An 18,626-nucleotide genomic window follows, 5' to 3' on the forward strand; every position below is an offset into this window, starting at 1 on the left:
CCTTTTTTATAGATGAATTCATCAGCTTAATAGCTCCAAAATTGCCTCTTCTGGAAGCTCATCAATAGCAGCAATCAGTTCCTCTTCAATCAGCTCCGCCATCCCTGCCACGGTTGGCGCGGAAAAGAGATTGTCTAAATCCAAATCAACCGGGAAGCTATTCTTCAATCTGGAAATAATCTGAGTGGCCATGATTGAATCGCCGCCAAGATCTTGGAAGTTTTTGTGGATGTCAACCTTTTTCACGCCAAGTACCTCTTCCCACGCAGCAGCAATTTTTCTCACGAGTTCGTTACGTGGTGTATCATCATCGTCAGCATGTATGACATCATGATGGATCACCGAGTTTTGGATTTCTGTCTCGCTCACATCTGCTTCTTCCACCTGAACACGAGGTAGCTCAGTTGAGTTGGCTATGTCTGCTGCTCTGTGTTCGTGTTTTTCTGCTGTCAGTTCGGAGGTGGCGGCTGCTTCTGGATGGGTTCGGTTGCCTACGACAACTTTGGGTAAACGGTATCGTTCCTTGGCAAAAGGATAGCTTGGCAGGCCTGATAGTCGGCTTACCATTCCTTTTGGATAGAGAGCTCCCCACTCTATTTCGTTACCATGAACCCATAGCTCAGCCAGTTTTTTGATCTTCTTGTTCAGAGCGAGATTGCGGATAAAATCCCGTCCCTCTTCCGTATCGCCGATCTTGATTCCGCCCGTTTTGTTTATTTCTCCGATAAACAGATCAGCCGTTTTCGCCCCATTACTTTGTATGAATTGCTCTAACTGCGCAATCAGCTGTTCCTTACTGTCTACCACGATTGCTACTCGATGAGACATCGATTCCCTTGCAGTCTGATAGGTATAAAGGAAATCTGCCAGTTTCACATCATGATGATTCTCTACAAATGCCTTTGTTTTCATGGCATAGGCCACCAATTGCTCACGTGATTCTGCTGACAGCACGAAGACTCCCGTCGCTATCTCTTGACCCACAACAGGAGCAGAGGCTCTTACCTTGCTTCTATCAAACTCTTCGATCACCAGATGAGCATTGGTGCCGCTGAAGCCAAAAGAGCTGACCGCTGCCAATCGAGAGCCTTTGGAATTGGTCTGCCAATCTTGCAGCTTCGTATTCACGTAAACAGGGCTGTTTTCAAAATCAATGTGTTCATTCTCTTTGACAAAATGGATCGAAGGGGCCATCTTCTTGTTTTTCATGCTGAGTAAAACCTTGATGACACTCAACACCCCAGCCGCCGCTGTGGTATGGCCGATGTTGGCTTTCAAAGAACCAATGGCGCAGAATCGTTTCTTCGGTGTGAATTGGCGGAAGGATTCACTCAGCGCATGAATCTCTACAGGGTCCCCTAATTTGGTTGCGGTTCCGTGTGCCTCGATATATTGAATGTCTTCCACATCCATCTGTTTTTTCGCGTAAATGGATTTTTGCAGGTCGCTTTGCGCTTGGAAGCTAGGCACGGTAATGCCCAATGTCCGTCCATCCTGATTGGTCCCACTGCCACGGATGACACCATAGATGCTATCGTTATCTCGTAATGCATCTTGCAATCTTTTTAAAATCACAACGCCAACGCCATCCCCAACTACAATGCCATTGGCTCCATTGTCAAACGGACGGCACTCCCCTGTAGGAGATAGCATCCTTGCGTTACTCATCGAAATAAACGGGGCAGGATGGGAATAAATCGTAATTCCTCCTGCGATGGCCAGATTGACCTCTTCCGTCTTCAGCTTTTGGCAAGCAATATCGATCGCCACCAAAGAGGATGAGCAAGCTGTGTTCACAGCCAGAGCGGGTCCTTTTAGGTCAAGGAAATAAGCGATGCGCGAGGCGAGTATACTCGTATCCGATCCGAGCATGCCAAAATGAGAGAAATCTTGTTCTACTGTCATTCCCGCCATGGCGCCAATGACGGTTCCAACGGGTTGTCCTCTCAGCATGGACGGGGTATAACCTGCGTCCTCTAATGCTTTATAGCTCTCTTGTAAAAGGATGCGCTGCGTGACATCCATTGATTGGGCTTCGGTAGGAGAAATTTTGAAAAACGCTGGATCAAAATATTCAATTTCCTCCATCGCCCCGTATTTAATCGGAATATCGCCGAGTGCATTTTCTTTGAAAAAGGCGCGCCAGTCTGGATTGGTCACTTCTCTGATGCAATCTTTGCCCTGACTGACGAGCTCCCAGAATTCATCTTGCCCCCGGGCTCCTGCTGTGCGGCAGGAAATCCCAATGATCGCAATATCATCGGAAGCAGCTTTAGGCGGCTCGTAGGCAATATTCCGGGTTGAGACTCTCTCTGTATAAGCAGGCTCCTCGTCAAGATTTCCATGATTTTGGTTAAACGATTCTGTCTGCGCTGATAGGCGCTCTGGTAGATGAGTCGCGATGTAGCTCGCCAATGCATCTAGCGTATTATGCTCAAACACAACACTCGTTGGTAGTTTTAGATGAAACTTGCTATTGATGGCTTCGGATAATGGAACGGCATTGAGCGAGCCAATTCCCAAATCCTTAAGGGATTCTACCTCTTCCAGCTCTTCTTGTCTCAAGCCTAAAACGGTCGAAAAGACCTGGATCAGGCTCGCTTTGATTTTTGCCCGATCCGGAATAGGCTGATCTGCCGCAAAATCACATTTTTGTTCAGAATATTCAGATGTAATTGAGTGATTTTGAGCATCCGACACGAATGGTTTTCTTGCATGGAGCTGGCTAGGCTCGTATTGCTGCAAATGGCTGGCTATATAGCTTGCCAATGAGTCTAATGTATTATGTTCGAACACAACGCTGGTCGGTAGTTTCAGATTGAATTTGCTATTAATCATTTCGGATAAGGCAACGGCATTAAGAGAGCCAATTCCTATATCCTTCAAGGTCTCTACTTCTTCCAGCTCTCCTGGTAGATGACCTAAAACGGCAGCAAAAGCCTCTACCAAAGATTCTTTGATGGTTTCCCTATTCCAATGAAAGCTGTGGTCATACTGAATTGGATTCGGGAGAGTTCGCGTTTGCTTTTTCGGATAAGGAATAGAACCGCTGTTTACCATTTCCGCTAATGCTTCTGGGTAAGGTCTTTTCTTCGATATTTTGCTGGCATTCCATTCACAACGCTTCGTATACGCAAGATGCGGAGCCTTTTTCAGCTTAAACAAGCAATAGCTGATCCACCCTCGTTCGAGTGAGATGGATTGATTGACTGTATTAATATACAAATCTTGAACAGCTTTTGGCAGATGCTTGATGTACTGTTCCACGTCAGGATCATGCAAGGCGTTAGCAATCTGCGGCGATACGTCAATGATTTCATCGATCACTAACTGATGCTCCGCTAAAAGCTCAATCCATTCTTGCACGGTGGGAATGCTGACTTCTACGTTCTGGTCTACGATTGGTCCTCGCGTATTCGCTATGTAATCGATCAACAGAACAGTTCCCTCTTCGTTCAGAGAAGAAGAGATATTTTGAAATAATCCATGTTTATTTCGAATATGGAAGCTCACTTCAATCCCGACAATCATGTCGTAGAGATCGGGAAAGGCATCCTTGGAGCTGTCTTTGTTGAAAATTTTCGCACGAGCACCCAGATTTTTCTGCGCGATTCGTTGATTGCCAAGCTCTGCTTGCGCCTTGGTAATCGTAAATCCGTGGGTTTGCATATGCGGATAGAGCTCTGCTATTTGAATCACATCTGTCCCATGACCGCATCCAAAGTCCAACACTTTTTGCACGCGCGAAAAATTTTCTTTGCAAAAAAGTACTTGTCGCATCTCTACTTGCTTCTCTCTTACCATTTCTCTTTCCAACGGATATTTTTCCGGATTCAAAATGACGCGACTCATTGAAAAGCCTGGAATCTTCCTTTCAAATGGACATACGGTCAAGTAATCCTCCGAAAACTCCGCTTCGCTGCTGTTGGCGCTATAGGTGTAAATCTCAACGGCCTTGTTTTCGAATTCTGGATGAGCGGATGTCATGCTCGTCTCCCTCCTAGAGTGATTCGTTTGATTGCGTTCTATCCAGCACGTTCTCCTCTTAAATGGATAGGTTGGGAGCTTAGTTACTCGGGATAACTCCTTCCCTTCATGCAGCTTCTGCCAAGGGATGGGATTGCCTAGAACCCACCATTTTGCCAGTTCCACTACATCTCTTAGTTCGATTGCCTGAGCAACTCGGTCTGACATCCATTCTTTGTTTTCCTTGAGATCACCAAAAAAGCAATGATCCGTCTCTGCTTGATGCTCCAACCAACGTTCTAATTGCTGGTAAAGTTCTGTTTGGCTATTGGTGATAACAGCTAAACGGCAAGGCATTTCTTCTCTTCCGATTTGAAGGGTATAAGCTGTATTCGCTAGATCGATATGTTGGTGCTTTTGCAAATAACCAATCCAGCGATGAATGTACGCTTGCAATCTCTCTTTCGTCTTAGCCGAAAAAACAAACAGCTGAGGCTCTGAATCATTTACTCTACTTGGTGAATTTCGGTTGTATTCCTCAACGATAAGATGGGCATTCACTCCACCGCCGCCAAAGCTGGTAATGCCTGCTCGTCGGGGGACTGTCTGCCCATCTACAGTGACCTTCTTCCATTCCGATACCTCTCGCTGCAATTGAAAGGGGAGTTGATCAAAAGGAATAGTTGGATTCAAATCGTCAGGAATCAGGGTTGGAACCAGCGTCTGATGCTGTAACGACAAAATCACTTTCATCAGCTGCGACATACCGGAAGCTGATTCACAATGCCCGATATTCGGTTTGACCGAACCGAGTCGATAGTCCCCTGCTGTTCCTTGACGGTTGTGAAAAGCTTTCGTCACCGCTGTCATTTCGACCGCATCGACGATGTCTGATCCATAGGCAGACATTTCTAGATAACTAATGGATCGAGGGTCCAGTCCGCCTTCTTCCAATGCTTCTTTCATCACATCTGCAATTGGGTTGGGGCTTGGTGTCATGTAGCTATTGGCTTTGCCCTTATGGTTGACGGCGGTTCCTCGTATCACGGCATAAATATGGTCCAGGTCCTGTACAGCCTGATCGTAATCCTTGAGAACAACAGCACCCACTCCCTCACCAGGCACAAAACCTATTCCGCCGTTCCCAAAGGCAGCACTGTCAGAAGTATGGGAGATGAGCTGTCCCACTGTCAGACCAAAGTAGGTATGCGGATGGGTGTACAGATTCACCCCACCAGCAATCGCCATGCTTCCCTTCCCGTTTCGGATGTATTCACATGCTTCATGAATCGCTACTAACGCTGAGGAACACATCGTATCGATCGGCATACTCGGACCCTGTAAGTTTAGATAGTAGGAAGCCCGATTTACCATCGATGAATATGAGGTTGTCGGAAAGTGATGGGTGGTTTCCGTGCTATACAGATGAAAACCTTGTTTCGTAATGCCACCAAATACCCCTGTTCGCTTTCGCAGCTCCGTAGACATCTTCGATGAGGCATAGCCTGCATCTTCTAACGCCTTCCAACACTCTTCTAAATAGAGGCGCTCTTGAGGGTCTATATTTTCTGCTTCTCGCGGAGTCATATTGAAAAATAACGGATCAAACTGATCAAATTCTTCTAAGAAGGCCCCCCATTTGCTATAGCTTTTTCCTTGGGAAATGGCTTCCTCTCGATTTGGATGATAATACTCTGTCCAATCCCAACGCTTGGCTGGAATTTCTGAAATAGACTTTTTACCCTGCACCAAATTCTCCCAAAACTCATCCAATGTGTTAGCTTGAGCAAAGCGCCCACTCATGCCAATAATCGCTATTTTACCGGGGGACGCAGGCTTTGACGCCGTCATTTGCGAATGAGCAGATGACGCAAATGCTCTCGCTTTTCTTGGGTTTCGTTTCCCTTCGATTTTCGGCAATGGAGAAAACTCAACATGATCTTCCGTTCGATTTGGCTCCTGCTTGTGATCATCCAATCCTGTGAGTGAAATCAGTGCTTCCCTTTGTGTCTCTAGTAAATGCTCGACTAAGTCATCTACTGTCTGATATTCAAAAAACAATGTACCGCTGATCGTTTCCCCGAAAATTTTCCGAAATTGATTGATCAGTTGTACAGATAAAATGGAATCCATCCCATATGCCTCTAAAGACTCTGAAGTATCCATTCGGTTACTCGGCATTTTCAGCGTTTCAGCAATCAACTGTTTGATGTATTCCATACTTTTTCCGCGCAGGACTTCCTCGATTGCCTTTCCTTCAGGAGCGGAAGGTATGTTCACTCTCTTTGGTTTTGGTTGTTCCGCATTTATGCTCGTTGCAGGTTTAGGCTGTTGTTTTTGCTGTTGGCGAATCACGCCGTCGCTTTCGGTAACAATAATCTGCTGCCCCATCACGCGCGCCTCTTCTGTTGGGAAAAAGACCGACTGAAATCCTTCTTCCTCCAATACTCTCTGCCACTTTGACGAAGATAGCCCAGGGCAGCCTGAAAGGCGCAGCTCTGGGTCTTCGTACAGCCACCATCCCTCCAACAAACCAAAGGTAAGATGGAGGAAGATGGTGTTTTTACTCATTTCATTCAGCAGTAGCAAGCCGTTCTTCTTTAAAACAGCTTTCGCGTTACGCAGCGTTTGGCGAATATTTTTGGTGGCGTGCAGGACATTGGCTGCAATGACAATATCATACCCGCCTAGATCAATTCCTTGTCCCGTCACCGACTCTTCTACGTTAAAAATCTGATAGGTCAAATAAGGATTGCTTGGGCCATATTCTTTTTCTGCATGCATGAAAAAGGCTTTGGAGAGGTCTGTGTAGCAATATTCCTGGATATGCTCTTCATACACCTTTAGTTTTTGGAAAACGACGGCACTTGTTCCTCCCGTACCTGCACCAATCTCGAGAATGCGAATGCGGGCCGCAGAATCTTGGTTCAACCGTTCCTCAACAAAAGCAACCACTGTATCAGCGAGAACTTCATTGAAGTAGTCGGAAACCGTGTTATTTTTGTATACCTTCTCGACTAATTCCATCGACGAATTGGGAAAGATGACTTCTGTGGCCCGCACTTTTCCAGTGAGAATTTGCGGTAAAGCACGCAGGGTTGCCTCGACTAGCTTGACTTGCGCATTCGTATCCGAATTTTTTAGCCAGACTTCTTTTTCTTGCTCCCATTCTTGCCAGACAGCCGTACTGGAAATGGGAGCAGTATCGATCACGGTAGATGTTGCACTATCGTAAACGAGATAATCATTCCGAGCCAAAACAGAAGCCGTTTCTTCGAGCCACATGTCATATAAGTCAAGCAGACCGCTTTTTCTTTTGAGATCGCTGAGCGCTTGATTCTTTTCCGTAAAGCAGCCAAGCGACTGCATTTGACCCCATAGTAACTTTAAGAGAAGCTCGTCCATTTTGTTCATTCTAGGCACTCCTTCGGCTTACACGTATAGAACCGGTTTGTCCTGTTCTCTTTCTGATTGAGATTTCAGGGTGGTATTGACTAGAAATTCAGTGATGTGCTTAAGCGTTGGGTAGTCCATCATCACAGCAGGTGTCAGTTCAAGCTTGTACTTCTGATTGATTTTGGTAGAAAATTCGGTGAGCTTGACTGGATCGAAACCGTACTCCTTCCATTCAATATCCGTATCAATTTCTTCACTCTCTACCTTCAGGATTAGAGAGGCGAGTTGAATGATCGTAGCTAGTACGTTATCAAACAAGCTGTTCCTGTCCGTATTTGTTTCTGATGCAAAATAGGCTGCTGTGGGCATTTCTTTTACTTTTAACTTGTTTTTAATGCTTGCCATGCTGGAGGAAATTTTGGTTGAAACGACTGTAACAGATTCGCTTGTATGGATTCCTTCCATATCGAGTGGCTTGGTTGTTTTCATCAACGCCAATTGATTCATCGGACCTGATAGCAAAGCTTCCAATGCCTCCATCCCTTCTGAAGGTTCAATCGAGCCAATGCCGATCTGTTCCATTCGTTCCTGATAGCCCTTGGACGCAACGATTCCAACACTGCCCCAGTATCCCCAGTTCATTACTTTTACCGCACACGTCCATTCCTCGGCAAGCTGATGGGCGAAAGCATCTTTAAAGGCGCAGCCTGAAGCATAATTGCTTTGTCCAGGCGATTTGGTAAACGAGTTAATCGAGGAGAAAAACAGGACAAAATCCAATGGCTCCTCGCCAAATACTTGACTCATCCGCACACTTACCTCTACTTTTGGTACCAGTCCGGCTCGGAAGGCTGTCTCGTCCATATTCGCCAGACTTCTATCAAGGAGAACAATAGCGGAATGAATCACTCCGTTAATCTTGCCAAATCGTTTCTTGCTCTCTTCGTAAGCAGCTTGCAGCGACTCGCGATCCGTAGCATCGGCTTCGAAATAGAGCGGTGCAGGTCCTAGGGCAGCAAGTTGATTTATTTTGTTCTGAATCGACTCATCTTTCTTGCGGCGACCGATCCAAATGATTTGTGCTTGATAGGTGCGGATCATGTATTCGCTCCACGCTTGTCCAATACCACCCGCGCCTCCAATCACAACATAGACTCCATGCTGTTTGTAGACGGTTTGGTTAATGGAAGGACTCTGCACGGGCATTAGCTGCTGGCGAAACCACGCATGTCCACGATATGCCCAAGCGTTTCCATGAGCGTCGGAAGGTAAAGCAAAAATATCGCGTAGCGGCCAATCGGCATGCGCGTCCAAATCGACGAGTCTTACCTTCCAGTTCGGATATTCCTTCGCCATCGATCCGATCAACCCGTGGATGCTGGCATGCGTTGGATGAACCGTATCTTTTTTGTAGATAGCCTGCGCCTGAACAGTAATGATCGTCCAGCCCAAGTCTCTCGTCTGATACTCCAACGCAAGTAAAGCCTTGATCAAGCGGAAAACTTGAATAACGCCCCGCTCCTGCCCAATCATCAAAGACTCCTCTTTTACCGATTCCACTGGGCTGTTGGGAGCCACCCACATGAGATGATCGATCACACCCCGCTCTTGCAGTTTACTTGCGATAGCCTCAATAGAGTCATCTGACTGAAGCGGTAAAACAGTAGCTTGAGGGTAATGACGTTGAAGGAGACTTCTGTCCTTTTCTTCGGCGCAAACGATGACTACTTGATCACTTGTTGCTGGAATGACTTCCCCTTTTTCTACAGACACGGCGTTCCATACTGGCGTGAGCATCGTGGTTCCCATCAGCGGTGGAGTGGAAGTCACTATTTCCTGAGTCTCTCTCACCGTCGCACCCCGTTTTTCACTTCCAACTGCAAAACCTTTTATCCTCACGCCAATTCTGCCTGACTCATCACATATATCGATATCTATTTTCTTGTTCTCCGATTCATCACTGGATCGAATAAGAGCATACATGACAGCAGGATGATTTTCGAAGATCTCCAGCTCTTCAAGGGTAAACGTACCATTTGGTTGGATGGAGCTGGTGTTGTCAGATGATGTAGACTCCGTGATGAGATAACGAGATGACTGCAACAGAGACTCCAACTGGCTAGGATGGAGAACGAATTGTCCTGCTGGCTCCATGGCAATCGAAGGCAAGGAGAGTTTTACCAATACTTGTCCTCGTGTCCTGTATACTTGGTCAATCCCTTGAAACAGCTCGTAGCATTTTTGGGCAGTAAGCACCTCACTGCTCTCGGCTTGCAAGGCAGGTATATCCAACATGGGTGCTTCAACGAGCGAAGTGAATTCGACCATACCTTGGCTGTGTACCACAGACCTGGTCTCCTCTTCTTTCGATTCGCTGTAGATTGCATAAGCAAGCACTCCAGTGTCCTCTGGATAGATACCCAGGTGTACCTGAACCAGATCATCGCCCACCAATAGCGGAACATCTGTAGCAACATGAGTCATTCGGATTCCAGATAAAGTCCCCTCTCGATCTCCTGCTGCCTGTTTCACTGCCGCCCGTGCCATTTCCAGATAAGCAGTGAGTGGAAAGAGGCGCTGCCCGTTTCCAAGATGATCTGCCAGGAATGACTCCTGCCCTGTAAAGCTGGAACTGTATCTCAGCTCATAGAGGTCAGAAGTGTTCTTATGAAGCAATGGATGGAGGATATCCCCGCTAACGGAAGAAGCTTTATTCCTACTTGTTGCCATTGGTTTTTGAACGTCTATCCAATAACGCTCCCTGGCAAAAGGATAGGTAGGCAAACTGACGCGGCGCGGAATATCTTCGCTATATAGCTTATTCCAGTCAAAAGAGACGCCCTTAACCCAAAGATTCAGCAGTTTAGCGTATTTCCCCTTGGCAATCCATGTCTCCACTGTTTGCTTCATATCCTCATCAGCAAAAAGAGCTACCGTGTCATGATTGCGCTTCACTCGCCCACGATACAGCTCGGCAATGTTCTCTGCGCCTTCTGCAAACTGCGTTAGTTTTTCCGCAAGCTCACCCACTGATCGGACGATAACAGCCAAGCGTTCTTCCAGCGCTTCCCGCCCTACTTGAAGCGTAAAAGCGACGTCAGTCAATTGGGCATCGGTGAATGCTTCTTCTTTGATCGCCTTCAATAATCGATTCACTTGAGCGAACAGTCTCTCTTCGTTCTTCGCTGAGAGAACGATCATGTTTGGTTGCTGTGGCTGAATGCTACTCTCGGGCTGTCTATCTTTTTCGAGGTACTCTTCGATGACAATATGGACATTAGCTCCTCCCGCCCCAAAAGACGATAGCCCAGCGATTCTCGGATACTCCTTGGTTACTCCGTTGATCTCCATGATGGGTCGCTTCCATTCAGCCAGCTGTTGCTGAACCATAAATGGCGTTTGACTGAAATCAATGTTTGGATTCATTACCTCAGCGTGCAGGGATGGTGCTATTTGACCGTACTTCATCTGAAGCAATATTTTGGTCAATCCTGCAATTCCTGCCGCGCTCTCCGTATGCCCAATGTTCGACTTGGCCGAGCCGATGGCGCAGAATTGCTTGTCTTTCGTGTATTGTCCAAATGCGCGAGTCAGTCCCGCAATCTCGATTGGATCTCCCAGAGCGGTCCCTGTACCGTGCGCTTCGATATAGCTGACGGCACGAGCATCTACTCCTGCCCGCTGCAATGCGTCGTGGATTACCTGCGACTGCGCGATTGGGTTTGGAACCGTATATCCATTTGTTTTGCCGCCTGCATTGAGCATGCTTCCCTTGATTACGCCGTATATGTGGTCACCGTCGGCAATCGCCTTTTGCAGAGGCTTCAATATGATAGCTCCCACACCTTCTCCATCTACGAAGCCATCCGCTTGGTCGCCAAACGACTTGCAGCAGTCACCAGCAGATAGCATAGTCGCTCCAGACAGTCGAATATAGTGGAACGGATCGACAATTAAATTGACCCCGCCTGCGATGGCACATTCACTTGTTCCGCTATACAGGCTTTCCAAGGCTAAATGGATCGCCGTCAAAGAAGAGGAGCATGCCGTATCCACTGCTAGACTTGGTCCTTGGAAATTGAACAAGTAGGAAAGGCGATTGGCAATCGACCAGTAGCTCGTTCCTGCTGGGTAATTTCCATTCATGACACCAACAAACACACCAATTTTTCTGCTTTCTCCTAATGTCGCAGGAGTATAACCCGCATCCTCCATACATGCGTATGCCGTTTCTAAAAATAAGCGCTCCTGAGGGTCCATTTGCTCCGCTTCGTTAGGCGAAATTTGGAAAAATAGCGGGTCGAATTTATCCATATCCTCGATGAAACCGCCCCATTTGGTGTACATGTATCCTCTTTTTCCTTTTTCTTCGCTGAAATATTCTTGCCAGTTCCAACGATCCTCCGGTACTTCCGTGATACAATTCTTCCCTTCTTTCAGGCGAGACCAAAACTCCCAGACATCTTCCGCTTGCGGATAACGACCTGAAAGACCAATGATCGCCACATCCTGTCTGGACGGCGCTGCTGGTTTTTCCGGTTGCGTATCAAGAGCTTGCAGGAAACGGCGAGACTTTGCCTTTCGAAATGCCGAGCCAGCTTGCTCTCTGGTTGGCTTTGCAGTAGCTGCTGAGTTGGTTACTTGCTTTTGAACAGGCTGCTGTTCATCTATTCCTACTAGAGCAAGTAGTTCATCCTTTTGTGTTGTCATGAAATGCTCGACCAGCGCATCAATCGTTTGATATTCAAAAAAGAGGGTCGTGCTGATCTGATGCAATTTTTTCCGTAAGACATTCGTCATTTGCACAATCATAATCGAATCAATGCCATACTCCTCCAGGGCGGCAGAAGAGTCGATCTGGTCAAATGGAATTTTCAGTGTTTCTCCGACCAATTGCTTGAAATAGGCGATGCTTTTCTCATGAAGCATATCCTCCGTGCTTGTTCCTCTGTCTGTAGCTGGAGGACTTGGCTGAGTAGAAGCTGAGGTCCCCATTGATTTCTGCTGTTGTTTGGACTTGCGGACAACGCCGTCACTTTCAGCAATTATCAACTGTGGATAGGAATCAACTCGATAGCCCTCATCTTTCAACACTTTCTGCCAACCTTCCAGAGGCAATGAAAGTTCTAGTAGAAGCAGACCATTCCTTTTTAAGAGATACTTGCAGGTACGCATGGCTTGGCGAATATGCTGAGCTTTGTGCAGATTATCAGCTGTGATAATCAAGTCGTATGCACCAGCGTTCATTCCTTGTTCACCTAACGCCGCTTCTGGATCAAAAACTTGGAAGCTCATATGCTCTTGATAGGCATGTAATTTTTGTAAAATCAAAGAACTGGTAGATTTTGTACCTGCTCCGATCTCGAGAATCCGAATTCTTGCAAATTGCTCCTGCTTCAACCGCTCCTCGATAAAGGCAGCCGCTACATCAGCAAGCCCTTCATTTTCATGGGCAGACAGCTGTAGCATGGATGGATAACGTTCAGGGTGAACATCCACCCATTCTTCTACCTTCATCCCTTCAATGACAATAGGCTTCGTTATCTTCATAAAAGCAATTTGATTCATGGCTCCTGCGAGAAGTGTCTCTACAGCTTGCATAGCTTCTGGAGGCTGAATAAGGCCAATGCCGATTTGCTCCAAACGCCGATAGATTTCTACCATCTCTTGATGAGACTCTTCCACTTGCCCACTGCTCCAATATCCCCAATTGATCAGTTTCACCGCACATGGCCATGCTTGGGTCAATTGATGAGCATATGCATCCTTAAAGGTACATCCGGCAGCGTAGTTGCTTTGCTTCGGAGCTTTCGTAACTGCCATGAGTGAAGAGAAGAATAATACGAAATCCAAAGGCTCCTTCTCAAACACCAACGCGATGTTCACACTCACATCAACCTTAGATGAAAGCACTGCTCGGAAACCTTCCTCTTGCATAGTCTCCAAGCTTTCCTCAACCAAGACCATGGCAGAATGAACAACTCCGTCAATCCGTCTATACGTTTGCTTTATTTGTTCATAAGCTTGTTGCAAAGCGTTCTGCTGCGTTGCATCCGCTGTTATATAGTCTGGTGCTGGTCCAAAAGCGGCAAGTCTATCCATCTTCGCTTGAATCTCTTCATTTTTTTGACGACGACCCATCCATATGATCTGGGCTTGATAGGTACGAATCATATACTCGGTCCATGCTTCGCCGATGCCACCAGCACCGCCAATCACCAAATAAATGCCACCCTGCCTCAACCGTGTCTGATCGATCGGAGGATGGTCGATGGTAAGCAACTGTTGGCGATACCATTCTCCTTGACGATACACCCACGGACGACCCTGACGATCTCTTGGCAGCCGCAACATATCATCCAACGGCCATTCAGATTCGGCCTCTACATCCATGAGTCGAATCTTCCAGTTTGGATATTCCTTCGCCATCGAACCAATTAACCCGTGAATACTGGCGTGGCAAGGATTCACAACATCTGTATTTCGAATGGGCTGGGATTGAACCGTGATGACGCTCCACCCCAACTCCTTACTTCCGTATCCCAAGCGAAGCAAGGCTTTAATCGTTCGGAAGCATAGAATCACTCCCTGATCTTGCCCCGCGATTAATCGATGATCCGCCAAGGAATCTATCGCATCAAAAGGAGCGATCCACACCATATGATCAATGGAACCAAGCTCTTCTAGTCGGTGTACGATTTCCTCAATCGTATTCTCAGCCTTAATGGACAACACTTTTGCTCGTGGATAGTATGGTTGAATCGCGCTCCCATTCTCTTCATTTCCCCCTACAATGACAACCTGTTCATCAGCAGTAGGGAAAAGCTGCCCCTTCTCAACGGGAGTCACATCCCACACAGCGGACAGCATGAGATTCCCCACCGGAGGCTCCAGTGAGGGTACGGAAGAAGCGCTGCTCGAAGCAACGTGATTCGCTGGCTTCCCGACCTCCAGCACTCGCATGGAATATCCCTTTATTCGTACACAAACGGTTCCTTGGTCATCGCACAAATCAATATCTAGCTTCTGTACCTTGTCATCTGCGCTGCTGTTAGCACTGTAACGAACGTACGCCCACATTGAGGATGTGCACTTGTTGTGAATGTCAACTTCCTCCATGGCAAAAGGCAAGGAGGGCTTGCGACTGGAGTCGCCATCCGCTGATGGGGTATCTTCCCCACCCATCATTAGCCCGATAGATGCCTGCAAGGCAGAATCCATTAAGCTTGGATGCAGGACAAAAGGGTTCTCCATTTCGGAGACGGAGGCAGGCAAGGTTAGCTTGGCTAATACTTTGCCCTCCCCTACATACAAGGTATCAATTCCTTGATGTGCCGAACCATAATCCATTCCTATTGATTGAAAAATGCTGTAGCATAGTTCGGATGAAAACTCACGTTGGCCGCATTCTGCTTGTATGGATGGCAGATTCAAGGCATGCTTCTCAGCAACAGAATGAAGCATGACGCTCCCCAGACTGTGCACGACTGGTTCTGCATCCATAGCCTCCGACTCGCTATAGATTTCAAAACGAATTTCACCATTCTCTTCGGGAACAAGACCGATATGGATCTGTGCAGGTTGGTCCCCCACAACAATTGGCCGTGTCCAAACCACGTTTTTGAGTTGAATCTGGGCTGGTTCTTCGGTCAAGGCAGCCGTTGCTTGCTCTGCTGCTGCTCTCGCCATCTCCAGATAGGCAACTCCCGGCAAGATTCTCTGATTCTTCACGACATGATCCGATAGGAAAAACTCCTGACCTGTAAAAGTGGAGCTAAACCTCTGTTCAGAAAAATCAGAAGTATTCCGTTGCAACAGTGGATGAATCGCAGGTTCGCTCGTGAATGGAGCTGCTGTCTTGCCGCTTACAGATTTCATTTTGCTCTCTGGAATCCAATAACGATTCTTCGCAAATGGGTACGTCGGCAAGGGAACACGTCTCGGTTTGTTATTCAAATAAAGCTGTTCCCAATCCACTTCATAGCCTGTCACCCAACATTCAGCCATTTTTCTGATGCTGCCTTCTGCAATCCAGCTTTGGAATCCGGTTGACTCGTTGTTAGGCTTCAAGCTCCCTTCCCAACAAGTATCGATCGTATTCTCGCCTCTCGAATAAGCTTCCAATTTTCCGATCAGCTCAGGTATATCCTCGACGACAAAGGCTACTCGTTCCCTCATCCCTTCTCGTCCAACTTGCAAAGTATACGCCACATTTTCCAGATCGATTTGCGCTGCTGGATCAGTAAAATACTGACCTTCTCCCTCTATATCGTCTCGATGGTTATCTAGGAGAGAAGCGATGACGGAAGCAATGGAGCTGCTTTGATCGAACTCCTTGATATCTAGCTGAATATGCAGCTCCTCTTGCAGTTTTTGCGTTAGCTGTGTGATTTGAACGAGGTCTACTCCGTATTCATGCCACTCTTGTTCCATCTCAATGCTGTTTTCTCCCACGTGAATAATACTGGATAAAATCCCGCGAAGCTTCTTCTCCAGCATTTCTTGAAGCTGATTTCGCTTCTCTTCCGTGCGTAGTTGAGGGTGATTGTCTGATGATGCCCCTTTTAGAAACTCCGCTACTTTTTGCGCATAGGCTTGCAAGCGTTGCTTATTCTTGGCAGATAGCGGAATCATCACTGGGTGATTTTTATGACCAATGGCTTGCGCTTTCGGCTTTGTTTCAGCTGGAATGTATTCTTCCAAAATAATATGGGCATTAGACCCCGAAGCTCCAAACGAACTTACCCCTGCTCGTCTCGGAACGGTGACTTTTTGACCGTTTTTCATGCTCTCCGATTTCCATTCTTCTGTCCGTTGCTGTACATAAAAAGGAGATTGCGCAAAATCAATAAACGGATTCACTTCCTTGGCATGTAAGGAAGCTACGAGCGTTTTATGGTGGAGCTGAAGAACAGCTTTTTGCAGACCGCTGATACCCGCAGCAGATTCTGCATGTCCGATATTCGATTTCACCGAGCCAATAGCGCAAAACTGCTGATCCTCTGTATATTGACGAAACGCTTTCACCAATCCTTGAATTTCAATCGGATCGCCTAAAGAAGTTCCGGTCCCGTGCGCTTCCACATACCGAATCGTTCGCGCGTCCACACCGCTCTTTTCCAGGCATGCTGTAATCACTTCTGCTTGAGCAACAGGGCTTGGTACGGAAGGCCCGCTCACCGATCCGACGTGATTCACACTACTTCCTTTTACCACGGCATAAATATGATCTCCATCCTCAATCGCTTGGCGCAATGGCTTTAACACGACGGTACCGACGCCTTCTCCAGAAACATACCCATCGCCATCCTTGCCAAAGGTATGACAATAGCCATCACTAGCGTGCATATCCATCATGCCATAGGACAAGTATTTTCCAGGATGCAAGGATAAATTGACGCCACCCGCCAATGCTACCTCACATTCTCCGCGCTTGATGCTCTCCAGCGCCAAATGAACAGCCGTCAGCGAGGAGGAGCATACGGTGTCAATCGCCATGCTCGGACCATGAAAATTGCAGAAATAAGAAACGCGATTGGCAATCGGTGCATAGTTCAGGGATAACGGGAACATTTCTCCCCGAGACATCGCTTCCGCTCCGATTAGGGAATAATCCTTGTGCATCACGCCAACAAAGACACCAACCTGCCGCCTGTTACTGCTCCCCCGAGGCGGAACAATCGTCTTCGGCGTATAACCCGCGTCTTCCATCGCTTCCCAGCATGTTTCCAAAAACAAACGCTCTTGGGGGTCCATCGTTTCTGCTTCCCGCGGGGATATTCTGAAAAATGGAGAATCAAAGCAATCATGGTCTTCAATAAACCCTCCCCATTTGGACATCTGCTTTCCAGAAGGGGATTTGAGTTCTCCAAACTGCTGCCAATCCCAGCGAGATTTCGGGACTTCTTTGATGCAGTCTTTGCCCTCTTTTAAATTCATCCAGAATTCATGGAGATTTCTGGCCTCTGGATAACGACCTGCCATCCCGATGATCGCAATTTCTTCATTGGCATTCGCTGTATGATTCTCCGAGGGTGCTGTTGAATGTACGACCGTTGCAGGTTGCGGCAACTCATGGCTACCTTCCTGTTTCATCAAATCAAGCCCGCTGAATACGGAAGCATGATTCTCGGCAAGATAGGCGGCCAACTCAGCGATATTCGTATATTCAAACAATAAAGTAGGAGCCAGCGGCGCTCCTACTTTCGCTTCGACAGCTTTCACGACTTCCAACAAGCCCGGCGAATTAAGCCCCATTTCATAGTAACCAATCTGCGTATCAATCGACGCGGCTGGAACTTGTAATCGATCTGCCAGCAGTTGTTGCAAAAAAGTTTGTGCTTTACTCACGAAGGCAGACTGTGGCTCATTCGATTCATGAAGGGGTTCTTTGATATCCCCTCGAAGCTGAGGTACTTCTTTTTTATTGGGATTGATTAGACCAGGATCACGAACTAACTTGCCCGCAAAATTTTGCAAATGCGCAATTTTTTTGCCTGATCGATCAAAGAACTCCATCGTCAAATACATCAGTTCATTTTTTCGCTGGATGGATGACGTTTGTACTCTGGCAAAGCAATGTTGCTGTAAAAGAGCTGTGGCCCGAAAAGATTCATAAAAAAGCGGCAAAAATAGCCGTTGTTCTTCTTGGATTACCGAGGTGAACAATACCATCGAGCCGATAGCGGACCCATCGATCAACGTCGGGTGAAACATGAACCCTTCCGCACTGGGAAGGGCATGTTTACCGAGAGATATATCCATTACCGCCGCTGAATCTGTTTCATATATCGTTCCTTCTGCCTTCATAAAACCTGTATGCACCAATTCCTGACGACGGCATTGTTCATATACGTCATGCAGATTGACTTTTTTGTTTGCAGCTTGCTCTAGGATGGGAAGATCCAGCGTTTCATCGAACTGCGCAGGAGCACTTTGATGCATATCAGCAGTGACATATAGCTTTTTCTCCGAGTCTAACATGCCGTTGCGCTGTGTCTGACCCTCCATCCGAATCTGCCACTGTCCTGCTTTGCCTTGCGTGCACCAAATGCTCAGCATGACATCATAATCTTGTCCCACCATGATCGGATGATAGATCGTTAGATTACGAAGCTCAAGCTCGCTGTAATCATGACCATTTTCTCGAAACATTTGATACAACAAATCAATATGAGCTAATCCAGGCAACAGTTCCTGACCGTGCGCTTTATGATTTTTGAGGATTGGATGGTTGATCGTTATGAGAAACTGATCATGCACTT

At 47.0% G+C, this 18,626-nt stretch carries 2 protein-coding genes; both read right to left on the reverse strand.

Annotation, left to right across the window (positions count from 1 at the left end):
* Positions 1-21: 21 nt before the first annotated feature.
* The gene (locus tag HPY27_RS04375; protein WP_174224415.1) at positions 22-7,380 is read right to left on the reverse strand and encodes a beta-ketoacyl synthase N-terminal-like domain-containing protein; all 7,359 of its coding nucleotides are present in this window, start codon (positions 7,378-7,380) and stop codon (positions 22-24) included.
* 18 nt (positions 7,381-7,398) lie between these two features.
* On the reverse strand, positions 7,399-18,624 hold the full coding sequence (locus tag HPY27_RS04380) for an SDR family NAD(P)-dependent oxidoreductase (RefSeq protein WP_174224416.1): 11,226 nt from the start codon (positions 18,622-18,624) through the stop codon (positions 7,399-7,401).
* Positions 18,625-18,626 lie beyond the last annotated feature (2 nt).

Origin of the sequence: Brevibacillus sp. HB1.1 (genome assembly GCF_013332445.1) — a bacterium.
In the GTDB taxonomy this organism is placed as follows: domain Bacteria; phylum Bacillota; class Bacilli; order Brevibacillales; family Brevibacillaceae; genus Brevibacillus; species Brevibacillus porteri.